Below are 19,147 nucleotides of genomic sequence, written 5' to 3' on the forward strand. Positions count from 1 at the left end.
TCTTGACGTTCTAGTACAGAACACGTAGCTTCGGCGAAGGGCCGGCCCGACGCGGCCTCTTCCCTTTCCGTCCCAGAGCGCGTGGAGCCACCATGAAAGCCGTACAGATCGCCGCGTTCGGCAGCCCCGCCGACGTCCTCACCGTCACCGACCTGCCGGACCCGCCGCGGCCCGTCGGCGACGAGGTCGTCGTGGCGGTGGAGTACTCGCCGGTCAACATGCACGACCTCGCCTTCGTCGGCGGTCTCTTCTTCGAGCCGCCGCTGCCCGCGATCCCCGGCAACGAAGGCGTCGGCCGCGTGGTCGCGACCGGACCGGACGTGACCGGTGTCGCGACGGGCGACCGCGTGGTCCTGCCTCTCCTCAGCGGCGCCTGGCGCGAGCGGGTGACGGTCCCGGCCGCCGGGCTCACCGCACTGCCGGACGGTGACGTGCGGCAGTACGCGATGCTCGCCAGCAATCCCCCGACCGCCGGGCTGATCCTGGACGAGTTCGTCCCCCTCCGGCCGGGCGACTGGGTGGCGCAGAACGCGGCGAACGGCGGCGTCGGGCGCGCCCTGATCGCGTTCGCGCGCGCCCGGGGCGTACGCACCGTCAATCTCGTCCGGCGCCCCGAGGCGGTCGCGGAGCTGAAGGCCGCCGGCGCCGATGTCGTCGTGGTCGACGGGCCGGACGCCGCCGACGAGATCCGGTCGCTGATCGGCGACGCGCAGGTACGGCTCGCCGCGGCGGCGGTCGGCGGACCGGCCGCTTCGACGCTGCTGCGGGTCCTGGCGCCGGGCGCCACCGTGGTGGACTACGGGAGTTACGGCATCGCCGTCGATCCGCGGGACGCGGAGGTCACCGAGCGCGGGATCACCGTGACGAAGTTCTTCGTCGGCGCCTTCGACCGCGCGACCAAGCTCGTACCGCTCGTGGACGAAGCGGTACGCCTGGTCGAATCCGGCGCACTCACCCAGCCGGTCGCCGCCGTCTACCCGCTGGCCGAGGCACGCGAGGCGGCGGCGCACACACTCCGCGGCGGAAAGGTCCTCCTGCGCGTCGCCGAAGAACAAGGCGGGGCGAGCGGCAACGCAGGGAGCTGAAACCGTCAAGGAATCGTCAGGCTGAGCGGGGCCGCCGAATCAGATCGCCCACACACCAGGCTCGTCCGCGTCGGTGCCGACGGGGCGCCCGTTCGCGCGATCGCCACCACCGGCGACAACCAGGCTCGGGTGGCCGGGGGTTGCCCCCCCGGCCGCCCGGCGGTGGGGTCAGAGGATCGCGAGTCGGGCGACCAGGAGTTCCACCCTGCGCTCGGTGTCCTCCGGGGGGAGGCGGCGTGCTCGGGTCAGGGTGGCCAGTCCGTGCAGGGCCGCCCAGAAGACCTCGGTGAACAGCTCCGGGTGGACGCCGTCCCCGGCGACCTCGCCGAGGCTCTCCAGCAGGGCGGCGAAGGCGTCCCGCAGGGGGCGCGGGGTCTCCTCGTCCGCGAAGGCCAGGCCGCCGTCGAGCCGGAAGAGGGCGTCGTAGACCGCCGGGTTGCGTGCGGCGAAGTCGAGGTAGGCGCGGGCGAGGGCGGTGACGCGGGCACGGGGGCCGTCCGCGGCGGCGGTCGCGGCCCGCAGGGCCACCGCCATCTCGGTGGCGCCTTCGAGGGCGACGGCGCCGATGATCTCGCGCTTGCCGCGGAAGTGGCTGTAGAGGACGGGCTGGCTGTACTCGATGCGCTCGGCGAGCTTGCGGGTGGTGACCGCGTCCCAGCCCTGCCGCTCGGCGATCTCTCGCGCCGTCGCCACGATGAGGCGTTCGCGGTCCGCCCGCTCACGCTGCTTGCGTTCCTGTACCGACATACCTCGATCCTAGCACCGCTAGACAATCGAGCGACAGAAGGTCTAGCGTTGCCTCATCGGCTAGCAGCACTAGATTCCTGGAGGGGTCGTCATGCTCAACGCACTTGAGGTGTTCACCACCGTGGTGGTCGGCCTGATGGTGGGGGTGGAACTCTCCGTCGCGTTGGTCATCAACCGGATCCTCGACGCGCTCCCCGGCGACAGCGGCCAACTGGGCCGCGCCCACGGGGGCCGGATGCTCGGCGCCGTGATGCCGGTCTGGTACATCGGCTCGCTCGTCCTGGCGGCAGCCTGGGCCGTCGCGGGCCGGCACGACCCGGGCGCCGCCCTCGTCGTCACCGCCGGCGGGCTGCTGATCCTCAGCGTGATCATGTCGGTCCTGCTCCTCGTCCCGATCAACAACCGGGGCAAGACGTGGACCCCCGAGAACCGGCCCGCGGACTGGAAGGAGCAGATGAACCGCTGGGACCGCTACCACTACGCCCGCGTCGCGGTCATCGTCGCCGCCTTTGCCCTCCTGGTGACCGCGCTCACCTGACCCGCAGGTCGCGGCTCACCCGCACAAGCGTTACGGGTGGAAGCGCCAGCGCCCCTCGGACACGACGTCCACCGCGCCGTTCCTGACGCGTACGGCCGTGTCGTCGTCGAGGAAGTAGACCGGGAAGTCCGCCCGCGCGACGATGCGATCGGCCCACGCGTCGTCCCGCTCGGGGAAGTCCGGCGAGTAGAGGTGCGGCTTGAGGTACCAGTCGAAGAGGCCGAACGGCGGCTCCACATCGGTCGCGCCGAGTACGTGGAGGTCGGCGGCGTCCCCGATGACGTCGGCGGAGTGCCCGGTGAGGTTCCGGCTGAAGATCATCGACCCGGCGCTCCACCCCACGTAGACCCGGCTCTCCAACGCCTCCAGGATCCCGCCGGCCAGGCCGTTGCCGGTGACGCTGCGCGCGAGGTGGTAGTGGTTGCCGCCCGAGACGTAGACGACGTCGGCGTGGAGCAGCCGGTCGAGCACCGTCCGCCGGGGCAGGCCGTTGAGTTCCAGTACGTCGAACTCACGCCAGCCGAGGCCGCGCACCCGGTTCATGTCCGCGACGAGCCACCCGTGGTCCCCCGGCTCGGCGACCGACGCCGTGGGAACGTACACGACGTTCGCCGCCCCGAACGGCTTGCCCACCATGTCCCGCAGCGCGTCCCGCAGTGTCTCGTTGCGCAGGCCGCCGGCCGTCAGCAGAAGCTCCATCGGGCGAGCCAACCACGACCGGCGGGCGCGTGCAATGAACCGTCGTCCGGGGCGTAGGAACGCCGGTTGGCCCGGCGCTCAGTCCTCGGAGCGGCGGGGCGAAGTCCGTGCGGCGGGGGGACGGGCGGCCTCAGTCCGCGAGCCCCGCCGCCGCGGCCGTGTCCGCGTAGAGCTGTGCGGTGGTGATGCGGCCGCCGGCCACCCCGAAGAGCCACAGGTTCTGGATGACGTGGGGCGTGCCCGTCGACTTGGGGACCGCGGTGTTGGTGAGCTGGACGACCAGGTGTCCGTCGGCCTCGATGATCCGGTCGACGTGGACGGTGAAGGACTCCCACACGGCGTCGCCGCCGGGCAGGCCCGAGAACAGGTTCTCGAAGGGCTGGATGCCGGTGAACTCACCGCCGTAGGGCAGCGAGCGCGGGACCCGCAGGACGAGGTCGTCGCGGAGCATGGGACGGACGAGGTCCCGGTCGTGGCGCTCGAACAGTTCGGTGAGGGCGTACCGCAGCTCCCCCGTGGTGTACGCCGCCGCGCGGGCCGGGGCCCTGTCGGCGGCGTTCAACGCCTCGGCCGCCAGCACGTCGGTGCCGATGACGCCGCCGGCGAAGGAGAAGCTGTCCGGGCCGGCGAGCGACATCATCACGAAGACGTCCTCGGGCCGGACGCCCGCGCCCTCGCCCAGCAGGCGGACCAGGGTCCGGTAGAAGCGGCGCTTGGCCGGCTCGCCGCGTTCGAGTCCGTCGATGACGCGGACGACGAGCCAGTCGTCGGAGCGCGGCCCTCCCCGGAAGGCGCGGTCGAAGACCATCTCCCCCGGGTCGTGCTGGTGGATGAGCTGAAAGTTGTCGTCGGGCTTCATGCTCAGCTCGGCGACCAGGGCGTCATGGACCGCACGCGAGACGGCCCGGAGATACTCGGGTTTCTTGCCGCGGGCGAGTGAGATGTCGACGAAGGGCATGAGTCACTCCTCTCCGGGACCGGCCCGGTCCTGGGGCCGGTCCCGCCGGGTCCTGGGGGCCTACCGTGTGCGCGGTGCTTGAGCCCAGCCTGAGGCTGATGCCCGGGCCGCGCCTGTTGGTCGCGCCGCCGCGCTTCGCTACTATGTAGACCAGCATATCCATCGGAGAAGGAGTCGCCACGTGAGGCAGCGATCGGATGCCAGGCAGAAGATGGTGCAGGCGGCCAAGCAGCTCATCCGGGAGCGCGGTTACCACGCCACGGCGTTCTCCGACGTTCTCAAGCTCAGCGCCGCCCCGCGCGGGTCGGTGTACTTCCACTTCCCCGGCGGCAAGACGCAGCTGGTGATCGAGGCGGCCGAGGCGCACGCGTACGAACAGGTCGGGATCATCGACAGCGCCGCCGAGGGGGCGGACTCCGCCACGGCGCTGGTGGAGCGGTATGTCGACATGGGCCGCGACGGCATGGTGGCCAGCGGCTACGCGCGCGGCTGCGGCATCGCCCCGCTGGTGACCGAGGGCGCGGAGGGCGAGGCGGCGGAGATCGGCGAGACGGGCCGGCGCGCGTTCTCGGAGATGACCGACCGGCTGGCCTTCCACTTCGTGGCCTTCGGGGTCGAGCGGACCGCGGCGCGCGCGCTGGCCACCGCGGTCCTCGCCGGGGTGGAGGGCGCGATGATCACCTCCCGCGCGCTGCACAGCCCCGGCCCCTTCGACTCGGTACGGGACGGGCTGGTCAGCCACGCGGTCGCCGTCTCCCCGAAGGGCTCCGTCCGCAGGCACGGCTGACCCCGGCGGCAGCGGGCCGCGGGACGAGGGCACCCCGAGCGGGGCAGGCCGGGCGGGGCAGGCCGGGCGGGGCGGGGCAGCGGGACGGGGGCGCGTTGACGCGTCGGAACGAGCTATGTATGTTGACATACATAGCCAGCCCCCAGCGAGAACCGCTCACGCGCCCCACGAGGCGGCGGCCAGGGCAGAGACCCGGCGCCCCCGGCGCACATCCCCAGCGAAGGCACGTCCATGACCGTCCCATCCGTCGCACCGTCACGTCACCGTCATCCGGGCGTCCTGCTCGCCGTTCTCTCCACGGCCACGTTCATGACCACGCTGGACGTGTTCATCGTGAACGTGGGCCTGCGCCCCATCGGCGCGGCGCTGCACGAGAGTTCGCTCGCGAACCTGAGCTGGATCCTCAACGCCTACGCGATCGTCTTCGCGGCACTGCTCGTGCCCGCGGGCCGGCTGGCCGACCGCTACGGCGTGAAGGGCACGTTCCTGTCCGGACTCGCGGTCTTCGGCCTGGGCAGCGTGGGCGCGGCCCTGTGCGGCGACGTCTGGCTCCTGGTGGCACTGCGGTGCGTCCAGGCGGTCGGCGCGGCCGCGATCGTACCGACCAGCCTCGCCCTGATCCTCAACGGCATGCCGAAGGAACGCATCCCCCGGTCGATCCAGATCTGGGCGATCAGCGGCTCGCTCGGCGCGTCGGCGGGACCGACCCTCGGCGGCCTCCTCGTCGAGGCGTCGTGGCGCTGGATCTTCATCGTCAACGCGCCGATCGCGCTGGGGGCCCTCCTGATCGCGGTACGGACGGCCCCGGACCCCCGGCACAACACCGAGACCCGCATACCCGACCTGCTCGGCGGCGCGCTCCTGATCACCGGGATCGGCGCGCTGACCCTCGCGCTGGTCCAGGGACCCACCTGGGGCTGGGGCAGCGGACGGACCCTCGGCGCGCTCGTGGCCGCGGTCCTGGCGCTCGGCGCCACCGTGCTGCGTTCCGCCCGCGCGAGTGCCCCGGTCATCGACCTCACCCTGTTCCGGAACCGCACCTTCACCTGGGCCAACGTCGGCGTGTTCCTGCTCTCGCTGGCCTTCGGGCTGCAACTGCTCGGCCTGGTGTTCTGGATGCAGGAGGGCTGGGGCTGGTCGGCGATCCGCACCGGTCTGGCCATCTCCCCCGGACCGGTCATGGTCTCGGTGACCTCGCTCGGCCTGCGCCGCTACACCGCGAAGCTCCCGGCCGGCCTGGTCGCCGCCGCGGGTGGCGTCCTGCTGGGCCTCGGAGCCGTACTGATCGGATCGTCGCTGGGCGCGAGCCCGGACTACTACGAGGTGCTGCCGGGCTGGATCCTGTGCGGCGCCGGTACGGGGCTGTGGACCCCGACCCTCATCGGCGCGGCGAGCAGCGGCCTGGCCCCCCACCAGACCTCGACCGGCAGCGCGGTCGTCCAGATGAACCGGCAGATCGGCCTGACCCTCGGCGTGGCACTTCTGGTGGTCGTCGTCGGCTCCTCGCAGATCGACCTCGCCGCACTCCCCCAATTCCTCCACGCCTGGTGGTGGTCGGCGGCCCTGTCCCTGCTCGGCGCCCTCACCTGCCTGTTCCTGCTGCGAAGCGGCTCCGCGGGACCGGCCCGCACCACCGCCCCGGCGGCGAAGCCACCTGTCCCCGCCGAGCGCTGAGCCGCCCCCGCAACCCCCTGCCTCACCTGCCTCACCTGCCTCACCTGCCGAGAACCCTCCCCCAAGGAGCATGTGATGCGCCGTATCGAATTCGACCGTACCGGCGGGCCGGACGTGCTGACCCTCGTCGAGCGGGACACCCCCGCGCCCGGCCCCGGCGAACTGCTCGTCCGGATCACCGCCGCCGGCGTCAACTACTTCGACGTCAACCAGCGTGAGGGCGCGTTCCCCGTCGAGCTGCCCCACGCCGTCGGCGGGGAGGGGACCGGAACGGTCACCGCCGTCGGCGAGGGCGTCCACCAGCACGCCCCGGGCGACCGGGTCGCGTGGCTCGGGCTGAGCGGCAGCTACGCCGACCAGGCGATCGTCCCGGCGGCCTCCGCCGTCGCGGTGCCCGACGCGATCACCGGCGAGACCGCCGTCGCGATCATGCTCCAAGGCGTCACCGCCCACTACCTCGCCACCTCCACGTGGCCGGTACGGCCCGGGCAGACCGCGCTCGTGCACGCCGCCGCGGGCGGGGTCGGGCAACTGCTCACGCAGATCGTCAAGCTGCGCGGCGGGCGGGTCGTCGCGACCGTGTCCACCGAGGAGAAGGCCGCGATCGCCCGCGCCAACGGCGCGGACCACGTCATCGACTACTCCACCACGGACTTCGCCGACGCCACCCTCGAACTCCTCGGCGGGAGAGGCGTGGACGTCGTGTACGACGGCGTCGGCAGGAGCACCTTCGCGGGCGGGCTGAGAGTGCTGCGTACCCGGGGCATGCTCGTCGTGTACGGGCTGTCCAGCGGACCGGTGCCCCCGTTCGACCTGCACGAGCTGAACGCCAACGGCTCGCTGTCCGTCACCGGCCCCAACCCGGGGGACTACCTGCGGAGCCCCGAGGAGTTCGGCGGCCGCGTCAAGGACCTGTTCACCTGGGTGGGCGCCGGCGACCTCACCGTGAACATCGGGGCGCGCTACCCGCTGGCCGAGGCCGCCCGCGCCCACGACGACCTGGAGAACCGCCGCACCACGGGCAAGCTGCTCCTGATCCCGTGACCCCGCCGGCCCCCCGCACGTCCGCCGCCCACCTGAAAGGGAGTTCCGGGATGTCATCGCCCGCTCTTGTCCTCGTCCACGGCTCTTTCCACCGCGAGGAGATGTGGGGTGCCCTGATCGGGGAGCTGCCCGGCATCGACGTCCGCACGATCCAACTCCCGTCCAGCGCACCGGTTCCCGTCGACGAGCTGGGGGACATGTACAAGGACGCGGAAGCCGTCAGGCGACTCGTCCTGGACATCGGCGGCCCCGTTGTCGTCTGCGCGCACTCCTACGGCGGCGTCCCGGTCAGTGAAGGGCTCGCGGAAATCGGCGCGGTGGAGCACCTCGTCTACCTGAACTCCTTCGTCCTGGACGTCGGCGAGTCCATGCTCGGCAACCGCGGCGGAAGCTACCCGCCCCACTGGGGAGTGCACGAGGACGAGCAGTACATCGAGATGCTCGGCGCCGAGAAGGTCTTCTACAACGACCTGCCCGAACGGGAGGCGAAAGCGGCGGCGGCCGGTCTGGGGCCCCAGTCGCTGGTCTCGATGCGGCAGCCCCTCACCCGGGCGGCCTGGCACACCACCCCGAGCACCTACGTGATCGGCGAGAGGGACGCGGGCCTCCCCGCGCCGATGCGCGAGAAGTTCGGCGCGCGCCTCGGGAACGTACGGCGGATGGACACCTCTCACTCCCCGTTCTACTCCCGGCCGGCCGAAACGGCGGCACTCCTGCGGGAGGTTCTCACGGGCCGGCCGACCCGGTGAGCGGGATCCGGGGGAACAGCGAGCCGGCCCCCATGAACGCCCTCGTGCTGGGCGGGGGCGGCCCCGCGGGAGCCTCCTGGACGTCGGCCTTCCTGCACGGGCTGGCATCCGGCGGGCTCCCGCCCGACGCCTTCGGCACGGTGATGGGCACGTCGGCGGGGGCCGCGGCGGGCGCCTGGCTGACGATGCGTCCGGAAGGCCTTCCCGGCGTCGCGGAAAGGATGCGGGAGCGTGCCGCTTCCCGTGCGGGCGCTCCCGGGGGCGGCCAGGTCGACACGGACCTCGTACGACGGGCTCTCGACCGGTCCGCCCGGGGCGGGGAATCGGCGCTGGACATCGCGCGGGCCGCCGTGGCCGCGCTGTCACCGATATCGGCGGACGCGGCACGGTCCACCTGGGCGGCGGCTCTGCCCGAGGGCGCCTGGCCCGGGCGGCTGCGGGTGACGGCGGTGGACGCCCGTACCGGACGGGCGTCCGTGTGGTCGGCCCGGGACGACATTCCGCTGGCCGTCGCCGTCGCCGCCTCCACCGCGGCCCCGGGGGTGTCACCGCCGGTGGAGATCGCCGGGTCGGTCTGGGTCGACGGGGGCGTCCGGTCCAACACCAACGCCGACCTGCTCCTGGAGATCGGCGACCACGACGGGGAGGGGCGGGCCGTCCCCGCCGAGAAGCCGGGCCGGGTGCTCGTCCTGGCACCCCGGCCCACCGCCGGTCTGGCGCGGGAGACGGACCTCCTGGTCGCGCACGGGTACCGCGTGCGTGTGGTCGGGGCCTCGCCCCTCCACATGTCCCCCGCCGATCTCCTCGATCCCCGCGTCACCGACACCGCGGCGGCCACCGGCTCGGTGCAGGCCCACGACCTGGCCGGGGAGCTGGCGGAGTGGTGGTACGGCTGATGGCGCCCCCGGCCCGTCGGCTTACGTGTCAACTGGGCGGGCGTGCTTGGGGCGTTGGGGGGTAGGCGGGGTCCACGGCACGAACAGCCCGCCGCGGACGGCGCGGATCACACCGCGCCCCCGCCTCCGAGAGGATTCACATGGCGAAGAACAAGGCTCAGACCGGGGACAAGGCAGCGACGGCGGCCGGGAAGTCACTGGCGGGCAAGAAGGCAGGCAAGGCCGGGAAGACGGCGGCGGCCAGCGCGGTGTCCCAGGCGCCGAAGAGCAAGGGGGAGACCGGCAAGAAGGCCGCCTCGGCCGCCGGCAAGACCCTGAACAGCAAGAAGGCCACCAAGGCGGAGAAGACGGCGGCCGCGAGCACCCTGGCGCAGGCCCCCGCGCGGAGCGGCGGGAAGAAGTAGCCCGGGCCCCCGCTCCCCCCGGCCGCGCACTCGTCCCCGGCCGCCCGCTCACCATCGAGTGGGCTGAGGCGACCGGTCTAATGTGAGTGTTACGGTGGAGGTATGTCAGCCGCCAAGACCGAGACGCGCCGAAGGATCCTGGACACCGCCCGGCGGATCGTCGTCGCCAAGGGATACGCCGCCGTCGGCATCAACGAGGTGCTCGCCGCGGCCGGTGTCCCGAAGGGGTCGTTCTACCACCACTTCGGCTCCAAGGACGCCTTCGGCGAGGCGATGATGGACAGCTACTTCGGCGACTACTTCGCCACCATGGACCGCATCACCGCCGACACCACGAAGACGGCCGCCGAGCACCTCATGGAGTACTGGCGGTACTTCTACGACACCCAGGCCGCCGACCACTGCCAGGGCGGCTGCCTGGTCGTCAAGCTCGGCGCGGAGATCTCCGACCTGTCGGAGGCCATGCGCCTCACGACCAAGGCCGGCACGGCGGAGATCGTCGACCGGATCGAGGCCATGATCACCCGCGGCGTCACGGACGGGTCCGTGTCCGTCGACGACCTTCCCCGCGCCACCGCCGAGACCCTCTACGACCTGTGGATCGGGGCGAGCATGATCGCGAAGATCCACGGCTCCCCCGGCCAGCTCGATCGCGCCATGACCGTCACCCGCCGGATCCTGCACGTCTGACGCGTCACCTCTCCCCCGCGCGGGGGACACCACTCACCCGGCGAGGGGATCCGTACGGGAGGGCCGGCGACTTGACTGGCCGCATGCGGACAACTCACCTACTCCCCCGCCGACTTGCCCTGCGTGAGGCCCTCGTCGTCCTCGCCCTGCTGGCCGTCCCGCCGCTCGCCGGACCCCTGCCCGGCACCGTGACCCCGGCCGCCGCGGCCACCGCGGCGACCTCCGAGCAACCGCCCGCGGGAGACATCCGTACCCGCGTCGAGGCCGTCCCCGGCATGCGGGTGATCGCGGAGCGGCCCGCGGCGCCCGGCTACCGCTTCTTCGAGCTGGCCTACCGGCAGCCCGTGGACCACCGGCACCCCGCGAACGGGACGTTCGACCAGCGGCTGACGCTCCTGCACCGGTCGGCCGACTCGCCCATGGTGCTCTACACCGGCGGATACGACCTGATCACGAGCCCGGACTTCCGCGCCGAGCCCACGCTGCTGGTGGACGGCAACCAGATCGTCACCGAGCAGCGGTTCTTCGGCGAATCCCGGCCCGACCCGGCCGACTGGTCGAAGCTGGACATCCGGCAGGCCGCGAGCGACCACCACCGCCTGATCCAGGCGCTCAAGCCGCTCTACGACGGCCGGTGGATCTCGGCGGGGGTCAGCAAGGGCGGCATGGCCTCGGTCTACCACCGCCGCTTCTACCCCCACGATGTGGACGGCACGGTGGTCTACTCGGCTCCCCACAACGTCGACGACCGGGACGACAGCGCGTACGACACGTTCCTCGCGCGGGTGGGCACACCGGCCTGCCGCGCCGCGCTGGAGACCGTACAGCGTGAACTGCTCCTGCGGCGGGACGGGATGGTCGCCCGGTACGAGGAGTGGGCGGCCGCCCAGGGGCGTGACTTCACCGTCATCGGCGGTGCCGACAAGGCGTTCGAGCTCGCCGTGCTGCGCGCCGTACCGATGTACTGGCAGTACGGCGCACCGGACTGCGCCGGCGTACCGGCCCCCACGGCCTCCACCGAGGACCTCTACGCCTGGCTGGACCGGACGTCCGGCCTCGCGAACTACACGGACGAGACGCTCGTGCCCCTCACGCCGTACTTCTACCAACTGGGCACCCAGCTCGGCTATCCGCAGTACCGCACCCCGCATCTGGCCGGCCTGCTCCGCCACCCCGGCGTCCAGGACGTGCGGACCTACGTGTCGCGCGACATCCCCCTGCGCTTCCAGCCGCACGCGATGGCGGACATCGACCGGTGGGTGCGGACGGAGGGACGCGGGCTCCTCTTCGTGTACGGGGAGATCGACGCCGCGACCGCCGAGCGGTTCCGCCTCGGCCCGGGCAGCCGGGACGCGCGGGTCCTCGTCGCGCCGGGCACCAACCACCGCGCGCGCATCGCGTCCCTGGCCCCGGAGGACGCGACGCGCGCCACGGCGACGGTCCTGCGGTGGGCCGGGCGGTGAGCGGACCGCCCCGCGAGGCGCCCGGTCGTGCCGGCGAGGCGCGCGGCGCCGTCACGCCAGGCGCGGGAGCGCCTCGCGGGTGACCTGCCCCAGGAGCGGCCGCCCCGCCGCCCACCGCTCGACCTCCTCCACCGCGTACTGCCCGAGCCGGCGGACCTCGGTGCCCTGCGCTCCCGCGACGTGCGGGGTGACCAGGACGTTGGGCAGGGAGAGCAGGGGGTGGCCGGGGGGCAGCGGCTCGGGGTCGGTGACGTCGAGGTACGCCTCCAGCCGGCCGGCGCGGCACTCGCGCGTCAGGGCCTCCGTGTCGACGAGGGCGCCCCGCGCGGTGTTGATCAGCGCGCCTCCGTCGGGGATGAGGGCGAGCAGGCCGGCGTCGAGCAGGCCCGCCGTCTCCGGCAGGAGCGGCGCGTGGACGCTCACCACCCCGGACCGGCGGCACAGGTCCGCCAGGCCGACCCGTTCCGCGCCGAGCCGCCGCGCCTCGTCGTCGGTCACGTAGGGGTCGCTGAGCAGGATCCGGTAGCGCGCGTCGGACCTGGCCAGTTCGGCGATCACCCGGCGGCCGATGCGGGAGGCGCCGACGATGCCCACCGTGTGCCCGTCGGCGCCCGAACGGCTGCTGAAGGCAGGCCACTTGTCCCGGTAGCCGGCCGCCATGGTGAGCGTGCGCCGGGCGGCGAGCGTGACGAGCGCGACCGTATGCGCCACCATGGGGCCCGCGTTGGCGTCGGCCGCCGAGGACACGACGATGCCGCGCTCCCACACCGCGTCGCTCACCAGCGACTTGACGCTCCCGGCCGCGTGCGCGACGGCACGCAGCCGGGGGGCCCGTTCCAGGACTCCCGCCGTGAGCCGGGGACAGCCCCAGCCGCTGACCAGGACCTCCGCGTCGGCGAGCGCCGCCGCGAACACCTCGTCCAGGTCCGGGCCGGCCGGATCCGGGGCGAGGCGGACCACGGCGGACAGCCGCGCCCGCAGGTCCGGCGGGAGGACGGACCCGGCGACGGCCGGGTCCATGACGCACACGGCGGTGGGACGGTGGCCGCGTCCCGCTCGGACGGTCATGGCAGGGGACCTCTTTCGGTGGGTACGGCGTGGTCAGGCGCGGGGCAGCCGGAGAGTCACCATCTGGAAGGGCCGCAGGGCGAGTTCGACGCCGTCCGCGGTCCGTACCGGTGGCTCGGCGGCCGCGAGGGGACGCTCCAGCAGATCCGTGAGGACGGCCCGCCCGGCGTCCGCGCCGTCGACGCGCACGGTGGCGCGGGCCCGGGCGCCGTGCGCCTCGTACAGGCGGACCACCAGGTCACCGCTCCCGTCGTCGGCCAGCTTCGTCGCGCTCACCACGACGGCGTCCTGGTCGACGGACACCAGCGGCGCGACCTCGGCGGCGGTGCCGGTGACGCGCCGTACCGGCAGGTTGGCGTGGTGGCCCTCGCGGACCGCGTCGCCGATCGTCGCACCCGGCACCAGCGCGTGCCGGAAGCGGTGGACGCCCTGGTCGGTCTCCGGATCGGGGAAGCGGGGCGCCCGCAGCAACGAGGCCCGTACGGTGGTCGTCGTACCGCCGTCGCCCCCGGTCCGTACCTCCCGCGTCACGTCGTGCCCGTACGTCGCGTCGTTGACCAGCGCGACACCCCAGCCCGGTTCGCCGACGTGGACGAAGCGGTGGTTGCACGCCTCGAAGCGGGCCCATTCCCAGCTCGTGTTCTGGTGCGTGGGCCGGTACACATGGCCGAACTGCGTCTCCGAGGCGTACCGGTCGGCCTTCACGTCCAGCGGGAAGGCGAGCTTCAGGAAGCGCTCGGTCTCGTGCCAGTCCACCTCCGTGACGAGGTCGAGCCGCTTGGTGTCGACGGGGACGGACAGCAGTTGGGTGACCCGCGAGGCGCCGAAGGCCCGCTCGACCCGGACCGCCGCGCCCTCGGCGCGGAGGACCGTCACGTCGGTCAGGTCGGTGCCGACGTTCCGGTAGAAGGCGTCGACGTCCCAGGCGTCCCACTGGTTGGGCAGGTCGGGGTGCAGTTGCAGCAGGTTGGCGGCCTGTCCCGGGGCCAGGGCCTCCCGTCCGGCGGCGTGGTCGTACACGGAGATCACCAGGCCGCGTGCGTCGACCACGACCCGGAGCAGGCCGTTGTCCAGCACGTAACCGCCCTCGTCGCGCGGTACCGGCACCACCGTGTCGCCCAGGGCCGGCCGCGCCGCGGCGCCGCCCGCCGCCACGCCATCGCGTGCGTGCGGCGCCGGGTTGAACACCAGCTCCGTACCGCCCGAGGCGTCGCCCGCGAGGGCGCGCTGCGCCTCCCCGATGATGCCGTCCAGTTCCCCGGCCAGGCGGGCGTACGTCTCGCGGGCCTCGCGGTGCACCCAGGCGATGGACGAGCCGGGCAGGATGTCGTGGAACTGGTGGAGCAGCACCGTCTTCCAGATGCGGTCCAGCGCTTCGTACGGGTACGGCGCGCCGGTGCGGACGGTCGCGGTGGCGGCCCACAACTCCGCCTCCGTCAGGAGGGATTCGCTGCGGCGGTTGCCGCGCTTGGTCTGCGCCTGGCTGGTGAGGGTCGCCCGGTGCAGTTCGAGGTACAGCTCGCCGACCCATACGGGCGGCTCGGGGTATTCGGCCTGTGCCTGGTCGAAGAAGGCGGCGGGGCTCTCCCACGCGACGGTCGCCGAACCCTCCAGGTCGCGCAGCCGGGCCGCCTTGGCGACCATCTCGCGGGTGGTGCCGCCCCCGCCGTCGCCGAAGCCGACCGGCGCGAGGGAGCGGGAAGCGACGCCCTTCTCCTTGAAGTTCCTTGCCGCGTGGGCGATCTGAGCCCCCGTCACCTCGCAGTTGTAGGTGTCGACGGGCGGGAAGTGGGTGAAGACGCGCGAGCCGTCGATGCCCTCCCACCGGAAGGTGTGGTGCGGGAAGGAGTTCGTCCGGCTCCAGGAGATCTTCTGGGTGAGCAGCCGGGTGGCGCCCGCCGCCCGGATGATCTGTGGCAGTCCGGCCGCGAAGCCGAAGGTGTCGGGGAGCCAGACCTCGCTGTCCTCGACGCCGAACTCCTCCAGGAAGAAACGCTTGCCGTGGACGAACTGACGGGCCATCGCCTCCGAGCCCGGCATGTTGGTGTCGGACTCCACCCACATGCCGCCGACGGGCACGAACCTGCCGTCCGCGACCGCCTTCTTGACCCGGGCGTACACCTCGGGCCGGTGCTCCTTGATCCACGCGTACTGCTGGGCCTGCGACATGGCGAAGACGAAATCGGGGTCGGCGTCCAGCAGCGCGGTCATGTTCGAGGCGGTCCTGGCGACCTTGCGGACGGTCTCGCGCAGCGGCCACAGCCACGCCGAGTCGATGTGGGCGTGGCCGACGGCGCTGACGCGGTGGGCGGCGGGGACGGCGGGCGCGGCGAGCACGCCGGCCAGTTCGTCCCGGGCGGCCGCGGCGGTGCCGTTCACGTCCTGGAGGTCCACGGCGTCGAGCGCGCGGCCGATCGCGCGCAGGATCTCCCAGCGGCGCGCCCCGTCCACGGGCAGCTCCGCCATCAACTCCCCGAGGACCTCCAGGTCGAGGACGAGGTCCCACACCGTCTCGTCCAGGACGGCGAGCCGCATCTCCCCCAGCACGTACTGGGGCGCGTCACCCGCCGTCGCCGGGTCACCCAGAAGGGTTGGTTGGAAGGGCACGCCGGACGCTTCGAGATCGGGGTTCGAGGAGGCTTCGACGTACCAGTGGACCTGTTCCCCGCCGGTCACCGGGGAGCCGACGGGCACGTACGCGTTGCGCGGGTGGAGTCCCTTGACCGGGGTGCCGTCGGGCCGGTACACGAGGCCCTCGCACTGGAATCCCGGGGTGCGGGGGGTGAATCCGAGGTCGAGCACGGCCTCGACGGTACGTCCCGCCCAGGCGGCCGGGACCGTGCCGGTGACCTTGAACCAGCTGGTGCCCCAGGGCGCGCCCCAGGGGGTGCCGGGGGCGATGGGGCGGGTCGGGGCGGCCAGTCCCTCGGCGACGGGGACGGGTTCGCCCGGGGCGGTCCAGACCTCCACGGTCAGAGGCGTGGAGACGGGGTGGACGGCGGGCCGGAGACGTTCCCTGAGGACACGTTCGAGACGGGCCTCGACCAGCTTCCGGTCGTCGTGCATGAAGGGGGGCTCCTCTGGCTGCGGGACGCGGGACGCGTCGGGGGCCGGCAGTGGCTCGGGACGGGCGGCGCGGTCGGTCCTACGGCGTGGCGGGGCCTCGGTGCAGGCGCAGGGTGCGGATCTGGAAGGGGCGCATCCGGAAGGCGGCGGAGTGGGCGTTCCCGGACGGCGGCAGGTCGCGTTCCGGGTTCTCCAGGAGGTCGCAGTCGCTGACCCGGGCCACCGGGAAGCCCGCCGTGAGGGTCGCGGAGACCGCGCCGCCGCACGCCTCGTACAGCCGCACCACGACGTCCCCGCCGCGGTCGTCGGCCAGCTTCACCGACTCCACGACCACGTCGGGGGTGTCCACGGTGACCAGGGGGGCGGTGGTGGCACGGGTGGGCCGCAGCGGCAGGTTCAGGGCGTACCCGCCCGCGACGGCCTCCTCGATCCCGGCTCCGACCAGCAGCGCGTAGGTGAAGGAGTGGCGGCCGCGGTCCGCCTGGGGGTCGGGGCTGTGCGGGGAGCGCAGCAGGGACAGGCGCAGGGTCGTGGTGGTGCCGCCGTCCTCGCGGGTGTCGCGGCGGATGTCGTGCCCGTACGTGGAGTCGTTGAGCACGGCGGCTCCCCAGTGCCGTTCGCCGACGTGGACCCAGCGGTGGGCCCACAGTTCGAAGCGTGCCGCGTCCCAGCTGGTGTTCTCGTGGGTGGGCCGCTGCACGTGCCCGAACTGGATCTCGGCGCTCTCGCGTTCCGCGTGCACGTCGAGCGGCCAGGCCGCCTTGAGGACGGTGTCGCGCTCCTGCCAGTCGATGTCGGTGCGCACGGTGAGCTGTCCGCTCCCCGCCGTCAGCTCCAGGTGCTGGACCAGGACGGAGGCGCCGAACCGGCGTTCCACCCGGACGGAGGCCAGCAGCGGGCCGTCCTCCTCCAGGGTCACGGCGTGGGCCTCGCGCAGGTCGTGCACGGTGTCGCGGTAGTACGGGTCGATGTTCCAGGCGGACCAGACGTTGGGGTCGTCGGGGTGCAGCTGGAGCAGGTTGCCCACGGTTCCGGGCGCGAGGGCCTCGCGGGCGGCGCCGTGGTCGTACGCCGACGTCACGAGGCCCTGGCTGTTGATCCGTACTGTGAGCCGGCCGTTGGCCAGGTGGAATCCGCCGTCCTCGGCGCGGGCCGTGACGGGGGTCTCGGGCGCGTCGAGTGTGCCGCCGGTGCCGAGGGCCGGGACCTCGGCGAGCACGGCCAGCCGCCCGTCGGAGAGCGGCTGGCCGCCGGGCACCCCGGGCCGGGTGGGGTCGGCCGGGAGGAAGGCCACTTCGCGGCGGTCGTACGGGCCCGCGTTGAGGAAGGAGCCGGCGCCCGGGAAGGAGCCGTCGGGGCCGTCGCCGAGGTGGCCGGCGGCCTCGGCGATGATCTCCTCCAGCTCCGCGTGCAGTTCGCCGTACACCCGCTCGGCCTGTTGGTGCACCCACGCGATGGAGGTGCCGGGCAGGATGTCGTGGAACTGGTGGAGCAGCACCCGCCGCCAGAGCGACTCCAGCCGCTCGTACGGGTACGGGGCGCCGGCCCGGACCGCCGCCGTCGCGGCCCACAACTCGGCCTCGCGCAGCAGGGATTCGGCCCGCCGGTTGCCGCGCTTGGTGCGGGCCTGGCTGGTGTAGGTGCCCCGGTGGTTCTCCAGGTACAACTCCCCCCGCCACACGGGCGGGCGGGGGTACTCGGCGCGGGCCGCCTCGAAGAACGCGTTCGGGTCGCCGACCTCCACGCGGGGGGAGCCTTCGAGGTCGCGGAGCCTGCGGGCCTTCTCCAGCATCGAGCGGGTGGGACCGCCGCCGCCGTCCCCGAAGCCGAAGGGCGCGAGCGAGCGGGTGGCCGGCCCCTTCTCGGCGAAGTTCCGCTCGGCGTGGGCGAGTTCACGCCCGGTGAGCTCGGCGTTGTAGGTGTCGACGGGCGGGAAGTGGGTGAAGATCCGGCTGCCGTCGATGCCCTCCCAGTCGAAGGTGTGGTGCGGCAGGCGGTTCGTCTCGTTCCAGGACAGCTTCTGGGTGAGGAACCACTTCGCCCCGGCGAGCCGGGCGAGTTGGGGGTACGCGGCGGTGTACCCGAAGGAGTCGGGCAGCCAGACCCCCTCCTGCGCGACGCCGAACTCCTCGGCGAAGAACCGCCGCCCGTACACCAGTTGGCGGGCGAGGGCCTCGCCGCCCGGCAGGTTGCCGTCCGCCTCGACCCACATGCCGCCGACCGGCACCCAGGTCCCCGCGGTGACCGCCTTCTTGATGCGCTCGAAGACCTCGGGGTGCTGCTCCTTGACCCACGCGTACTGCTGCGCGGACGAGCAGGCGAAGACCAGCTCCGGGTACTCCGCGGCGAGGGTCGTCATGTTGGTGAAGGTCCTGGCGGCCTTGCGCATGGTCTCCCGGACGGGCCACAGCCACGCGGAGTCGATGTGCGCGTGGCCGACGGCCGTGACCGCGTGCGCGGACGCGTGGGCGGGGCGGGACAGAACGTCGGCGAGCACGTCCCGGCTCGCGCGCGCCGTACCGCTGACGTCGTGGGCGTCCAGCGCGTCGCAGGCCCGGCGCAGGGCGAAGAGGATCTCGTGGCGGCGCGCGGACCCCTCGGGCAGCTCGTGCATCAACTCGTCGAGCACCTCGACGTCGTGCAGCAGGCCCCAGACCTGCTCGTCGCGCACGGCGATCTCGGCCCGGTCGAGGCGGTACTGGTGCGCGTCGCCCGCCGTCTCCAGGGACCCGAAGTGGGTGCCCCGGGCCTGGCTGCCGGAGATGTTGGGGTTGGCGGCCAGCTCGACCATCAGGTCGACGCTCTCGCCGCCGGCCGCGTCGGTGGTGAGCAGGGCGCTGCGGCTGTAGGGGTGGAGTCCCTGCACGGGGACGCCGCCGATGTGGACGAGCCCCTCGGCCTGTCCGCCGGGGCCGCGGGTCAGGTCGAACCCGAGGTCGAAGACGGCTTCGACGCGGCTGCCCGCCCACGCGGCGGGGATCTCGGCGTGCGCCTTGAGCCAGGTGGTGCCCCAGGGCCGGCCCCAGGTCTCGCCGAGGGCCATCGGCCCGTACGAGGCGCGTGCGGCCTCGGCGTACGGCACCGGCTCGCCGTCGACGTGCCAGGCCCGGAGGTCCAGGGGGCGGGCCGCGCTGTACAGGGCGGGCCTGATGACGCGCTCCAGCAGTTTGCGGACGCGTGCCTCGGTGATCCGTCGGTCGTCGTGCACAGTGCGGGATCCCTTTCGTGGTGGTTCTCGGGGAGTCGTGAAGGGAAGTCGTGAAGGGGAGTCGTGAAGGG

The 19,147-nt window shown here is 73.1% G+C and carries 16 protein-coding genes; 10 read left to right on the forward strand and 6 right to left on the reverse strand.

Annotated features, from left to right (window positions below; all coding sequences use genetic code 11):
* Nucleotides 1–92: 92 nt before the first annotated feature.
* Nucleotides 93–1,085 carry a zinc-dependent alcohol dehydrogenase family protein gene (locus HA039_RS05970; protein WP_167024825.1) on the forward strand — a complete coding sequence of 331 codons (993 nt, stop codon included), beginning with the start codon at nucleotides 93–95 and terminating at the stop codon, nucleotides 1,083–1,085.
* 168 nt (nucleotides 1,086–1,253) lie between these two features.
* Here the strand turns inward: HA039_RS05970 and HA039_RS05975 are convergent, their stop codons facing one another.
* The gene (locus HA039_RS05975; protein ID WP_167024828.1) at nucleotides 1,254–1,832 is read right to left on the reverse strand and encodes a TetR/AcrR family transcriptional regulator; all 579 of its coding nucleotides are present in this window, start codon (nucleotides 1,830–1,832) and stop codon (nucleotides 1,254–1,256) included.
* A gap of 91 nt (nucleotides 1,833–1,923) precedes the next feature.
* On the opposite strand from HA039_RS05975, the gene HA039_RS05980 reads away from it, so the two are divergent.
* Nucleotides 1,924–2,370: an anthrone oxygenase family protein gene (locus HA039_RS05980; protein ID WP_167024831.1), complete on the forward strand. Its 447-nt coding sequence runs from the start codon at nucleotides 1,924–1,926 to the stop codon at nucleotides 2,368–2,370.
* 30 nt (nucleotides 2,371–2,400) lie between these two features.
* Here HA039_RS05980 and HA039_RS05985 read toward each other — a convergent pair whose 3' ends face one another.
* Complete coding sequence (locus HA039_RS05985; RefSeq protein WP_167024834.1) at nucleotides 2,401–3,069, reverse strand: Type 1 glutamine amidotransferase-like domain-containing protein; 669 nt, start codon at nucleotides 3,067–3,069, stop codon at nucleotides 2,401–2,403.
* A 130-nt stretch (nucleotides 3,070–3,199) separates the two neighbouring features.
* Complete coding sequence (locus HA039_RS05990) at nucleotides 3,200–4,027, reverse strand: tautomerase family protein (RefSeq protein ID WP_167024837.1); 828 nt, start codon at nucleotides 4,025–4,027, stop codon at nucleotides 3,200–3,202.
* 181 nt (nucleotides 4,028–4,208) lie between these two features.
* Here HA039_RS05990 and HA039_RS05995 point away from each other — a divergent pair, with 181 nt between their 5' ends.
* From HA039_RS05995 to HA039_RS06030, 8 genes are all read left to right on the forward strand, one after another.
* Complete coding sequence (locus tag HA039_RS05995) at nucleotides 4,209–4,814, forward strand: TetR/AcrR family transcriptional regulator (RefSeq protein ID WP_243869197.1); 606 nt, start codon at nucleotides 4,209–4,211, stop codon at nucleotides 4,812–4,814.
* A gap of 231 nt (nucleotides 4,815–5,045) precedes the next feature.
* Entirely contained in the window at nucleotides 5,046–6,488 is a 1,443-nt protein-coding gene (locus HA039_RS06000; RefSeq protein WP_167024840.1) for an MFS transporter, read from the forward strand.
* Between the two features lie 75 nt (nucleotides 6,489–6,563).
* Nucleotides 6,564–7,532 (forward strand): quinone oxidoreductase family protein, encoded by a 969-nt coding sequence (locus HA039_RS06005; protein WP_167024843.1) that lies wholly within the window; start codon nucleotides 6,564–6,566, stop codon nucleotides 7,530–7,532.
* Nucleotides 7,533–7,582: 50 nt separating this feature from the next.
* Complete coding sequence (locus HA039_RS06010; protein ID WP_167024846.1) at nucleotides 7,583–8,281, forward strand: alpha/beta hydrolase; 699 nt, start codon at nucleotides 7,583–7,585, stop codon at nucleotides 8,279–8,281.
* Between the two features lie 32 nt (nucleotides 8,282–8,313).
* A complete protein-coding gene (locus tag HA039_RS06015; RefSeq protein WP_167024849.1) occupies nucleotides 8,314–9,177 on the forward strand; it encodes a patatin-like phospholipase family protein in 864 nt (287 codons plus the stop codon).
* 140 nt (nucleotides 9,178–9,317) lie between these two features.
* Nucleotides 9,318–9,581, forward strand: a complete 264-nt coding sequence (locus tag HA039_RS06020; protein WP_167021926.1) for a hypothetical protein — start codon at nucleotides 9,318–9,320, stop codon at nucleotides 9,579–9,581.
* Nucleotides 9,582–9,683: 102 nt separating this feature from the next.
* Entirely contained in the window at nucleotides 9,684–10,271 is a 588-nt protein-coding gene (locus tag HA039_RS06025) for a TetR/AcrR family transcriptional regulator (protein WP_167024852.1), read from the forward strand.
* An 83-nt stretch (nucleotides 10,272–10,354) separates the two neighbouring features.
* Nucleotides 10,355–11,734: a S28 family serine protease gene (locus tag HA039_RS06030; RefSeq protein ID WP_167024855.1), complete on the forward strand. Its 1,380-nt coding sequence runs from the start codon at nucleotides 10,355–10,357 to the stop codon at nucleotides 11,732–11,734.
* 51 nt (nucleotides 11,735–11,785) lie between these two features.
* On the opposite strand, the gene HA039_RS06035 is transcribed toward HA039_RS06030, so the two are convergent.
* From HA039_RS06035 to HA039_RS06045, 3 genes are all read right to left on the reverse strand, one after another.
* Complete coding sequence (locus HA039_RS06035; protein WP_167024858.1) at nucleotides 11,786–12,802, reverse strand: hydroxyacid dehydrogenase; 1,017 nt, start codon at nucleotides 12,800–12,802, stop codon at nucleotides 11,786–11,788.
* 33 nt (nucleotides 12,803–12,835) lie between these two features.
* On the reverse strand, nucleotides 12,836–15,868 hold the full coding sequence (locus HA039_RS06040) for an alpha-mannosidase (protein WP_167024861.1): 3,033 nt from the start codon (nucleotides 15,866–15,868) through the stop codon (nucleotides 12,836–12,838).
* 79 nt (nucleotides 15,869–15,947) lie between these two features.
* Nucleotides 15,948–19,076 (reverse strand): alpha-mannosidase, encoded by a 3,129-nt coding sequence (locus HA039_RS06045; RefSeq protein WP_167024864.1) that lies wholly within the window; start codon nucleotides 19,074–19,076, stop codon nucleotides 15,948–15,950.
* Nucleotides 19,077–19,147 lie beyond the last annotated feature (71 nt).

The organism is Streptomyces liangshanensis, from assembly GCF_011694815.1.
GTDB lineage: Bacteria > Actinomycetota > Actinomycetes > Streptomycetales > Streptomycetaceae > Streptomyces > Streptomyces liangshanensis.

Coding starts and splice junctions, on each gene's coding strand:
- HA039_RS06025 (WP_167024852.1), top strand. CDS start 9,684: ATGTCAGCCGCCAAGACCGAGACGCGCCGAAGGATCCTGGACACCGCC.
- HA039_RS05980 (WP_167024831.1), top strand. CDS start 1,924: ATGCTCAACGCACTTGAGGTGTTCACCACCGTGGTGGTCGGCCTGATG.
- HA039_RS06015 (WP_167024849.1), top strand. CDS start 8,314: ATGAACGCCCTCGTGCTGGGCGGGGGCGGCCCCGCGGGAGCCTCCTGG.
- HA039_RS06040 (WP_167024861.1), bottom strand. CDS start 15,868: ATGCACGACGACCGGAAGCTGGTCGAGGCCCGTCTCGAACGTGTCCTC.
- HA039_RS05985 (WP_167024834.1), bottom strand. CDS start 3,069: ATGGAGCTTCTGCTGACGGCCGGCGGCCTGCGCAACGAGACACTGCGG.
- HA039_RS05975 (WP_167024828.1), bottom strand. CDS start 1,832: ATGTCGGTACAGGAACGCAAGCAGCGTGAGCGGGCGGACCGCGAACGC.
- HA039_RS06035 (WP_167024858.1), bottom strand. CDS start 12,802: ATGACCGTCCGAGCGGGACGCGGCCACCGTCCCACCGCCGTGTGCGTC.
- HA039_RS06020 (WP_167021926.1), top strand. CDS start 9,318: ATGGCGAAGAACAAGGCTCAGACCGGGGACAAGGCAGCGACGGCGGCC.
- HA039_RS06005 (WP_167024843.1), top strand. CDS start 6,564: ATGCGCCGTATCGAATTCGACCGTACCGGCGGGCCGGACGTGCTGACC.
- HA039_RS05970 (WP_167024825.1), top strand. CDS start 93: ATGAAAGCCGTACAGATCGCCGCGTTCGGCAGCCCCGCCGACGTCCTC.
- HA039_RS06030 (WP_167024855.1), top strand. CDS start 10,355: ATGCGGACAACTCACCTACTCCCCCGCCGACTTGCCCTGCGTGAGGCC.
- HA039_RS05990 (WP_167024837.1), bottom strand. CDS start 4,027: ATGCCCTTCGTCGACATCTCACTCGCCCGCGGCAAGAAACCCGAGTAT.
- HA039_RS06010 (WP_167024846.1), top strand. CDS start 7,583: ATGTCATCGCCCGCTCTTGTCCTCGTCCACGGCTCTTTCCACCGCGAG.
- HA039_RS06000 (WP_167024840.1), top strand. CDS start 5,046: ATGACCGTCCCATCCGTCGCACCGTCACGTCACCGTCATCCGGGCGTC.